2 protein-coding genes are annotated in these 2,519 nt (G+C 39.7%); one reads left to right on the top strand and one right to left on the bottom strand.

Annotated features, from left to right (window positions below; genetic code table 11):
• The first annotated feature begins 94 nt into the window (after nt 1-94).
• Nucleotides 95-982, top strand: coding sequence for a hypothetical protein (locus tag E1140_RS00740; protein ID WP_155178039.1), 888 nt, complete (start codon nt 95-97; stop codon nt 980-982).
• Between the two features lie 323 nt (nt 983-1,305).
• On the opposite strand, the gene E1140_RS00735 is transcribed toward E1140_RS00740, so the two are convergent.
• Nucleotides 1,306-2,519: sigma-54-dependent transcriptional regulator (locus tag E1140_RS00735; RefSeq protein WP_155178038.1), on the bottom strand; the 1,214-nt coding region annotated here is incomplete at its 5' end.

The following is a 2,519-nucleotide window of genomic DNA, read 5'->3' as shown; positions in this document are numbered from 1 at the left end:
AGCTAAAAATACCTTAGATTGGTAAAATAAATATTAGTGATTAGTAGAATTCTCTTATGCTGATGTTTTCTGCAATCTTCACCTAACTAGGAATATGAAACAAGCAATTTTAATCACCTTTTCTATTCTACACTGGTTCAGCGTGACTGGACAAAATCAAGTTGAAATGAAATGGAAGATCAATGCAAACGACACTCTAATTTATACCACTGTAATGGAGCAAATAGATTCAAGTTATTTTGAAGCTGATTTTGGAGGGGTGTTTAGTGCCATCATAGACAGTACTTCGGATGAACACGCGAATAAGGCAAAAACAATGATGAAGGAGATCAATAATGCAATAGGTAAAACTCAATATGCTGTCCGTCTATTAAAACCAAAAGCCAATCTAATTAATATTGAAATGTTTACGATAGATGAAAAGCAGCCTATTAATTTGTCAGATACTCAAGATCAGAAGGAAACAGAAATGATAAAATCCTTTCAACAAATGATAAAAGGCGTTGTTCTTCGTGGTTCTATTTTTGATAATGGAACTATTCATAGTTTTTGGATAAAAAGGGCACAAAAGAATTTAATTGCGATGCTTTTCGAACTTCCAGGTAAAAAAGTTAGGGTTGGCGATACTTGGTCTTTGACAACGAATTTGATAGGTAATGACCAGAATTTTGTTTGTGACTCTTCTTACTACAAAAATGAGGTCAAACTAGTTGATGTAAAGGAAATCAATGGTGATCAGATTGCCGTTCTGAAATATGATTTGAAAGAATATGTTAATGGTGTTTTTAATATGCCAAATATGTTTGGGCAAGGAGGCTCAAAGCCTACTATAATGAGCTTCGGGTTTAAAGGAATTGCAGAGTTTTCAATTGATAAGGGAAGATGGGTCTCATATGACGGAGTAATGTTTGGAGACGCAACTGGTGTAATGAATACCAAACAAAGGGTTAAATATGCTTTATTTGAACAAGATAACAACTAGCTGACATTTTTTTGAAACGACTACAATACAAAATAAGAATGGAGATTGATACCATGTTATTCAACATTTGCAATGTCAAATCCTTATCATAGAATTTGCAATCCGCATAATCACAACTCACATTAAAATAAGATTCTGGCCTGCCTGCCGCAGGTGCGCTCAAGGCTGGAAAGACAACGGACACGGCCTGTTCCGTCATTCCTGAGAGCTTGCCTGTCCGGCAGACAGGCGTAGCGAGTCAGGAATCTCTTTTGATAGGTAGATTTCGGTCTTTCTCGTTCCTCCAAAACCGTAATGACGCTCTTTGTAAAAGTGAATACGGTCTACTCAATCCCATACTTCGTCATCTTCCTGTACAGTGTGCTTCTGCCAAAGCCTAGTGTTTTAGCGGCAGAGGTGAGGTTGCCATTATGCTTTTCTATGGCCTTTAAAATGGCTTCTTTTTCTATGTCTTCCACATTCAGAGAAGTTACAGTGGTTGTAGTTGGCCCTTTTTTCTCCTTAATCATGAAGTCATCAGCCATCAATGTATCTCCATCAGACATAATTACCGCACGCTCCACGCTGTGCTGCAGCTCACGCACATTGCCCGGCCACGGGTAGCTGTTGAGCTTGTCCCAGGCTTCATCTGCTATTTTTTTGATAGGCTTGTCATATTTCTTGGCGTATTCTTTTAAAAAATGATTGGCTAAAATTTCAATATCACCGTCACGCTCCCGGAGCGGAGGGAGGTCCAACTCAACGGTATTGATTCTATAAAGTAAATCTTGCCTAAATTCTTCTCTATCTACCATGCCGCCAATATCTTTATTGGTAGCGCATATCAATCTGATGTCTATATCTACCGGTTTATTGGCGCCAACACGGGTCACCTGGCGGTTTTGCAATACAGATAATAAACTGGCTTGCTGTTTGGCTTCAACGTTTCCGATCTCATCCAAAAACAGGCTGCCTTCATTGGCAATTTCTATGCGCCCCATGCGGTCGTTCTTGGCATCAGTAAAAGCGCCTTTGTTGTGTCCAAACAGCTCAGATTCAAAAAGGCTTTCTGACAAAGAGCCTAAATCCACTTTTATAAAGTTCTTTTTGCTTCTTTTGGATAGCTGATGAATGGCTCGAGCTACCAGCTCTTTACCAGTGCCATTTTCACCCATAATCAGCACATTGGCATCGGTAGCAGCTACTTTCTGTATGGTCTCATACACCTTGGTCATGGCTTTAGATTGCCCCACTAAAGCACCCATTTCCTTCTGGATGTCAGACTCCAGGGTCATTCGGGTATTATCAAGATGGTCGATTTTCTTTTTAGATTCCTTGATGGACCTGACATTAATGGCGGTGGTCAGCAGTTTTTCCTTTTCCCACGGTTTAACCAAAAAATCAATGGCACCTTCTTTCATACACTCCACAGCCAGCTGAATATCACCATAGGCGGTGTTCATTATCACATGAATATTGTCATCCAGCTCTTTGATTTTTCTAAGCCAGAAAAGACCTTCATTTCCGGTAGTTGCTCCGGTCTGAAAGTTCATATCGA

The organism is Fulvivirga lutimaris, from assembly GCF_009711525.1.
GTDB classification, from domain to species: domain Bacteria; phylum Bacteroidota; class Bacteroidia; order Cytophagales; family Cyclobacteriaceae; genus Fulvivirga; species Fulvivirga lutimaris.
This window is presented reverse-complemented; position numbering and strand designations above follow the sequence as displayed.

What these genes read in the sequence shown, in the direction of transcription:
- E1140_RS00740 (WP_155178039.1), top strand. Translation starts at nt 95, where the DNA reads ATGAAACAAGCAATTTTAATCACCTTTTCTATTCTACACTGGTTCAGC.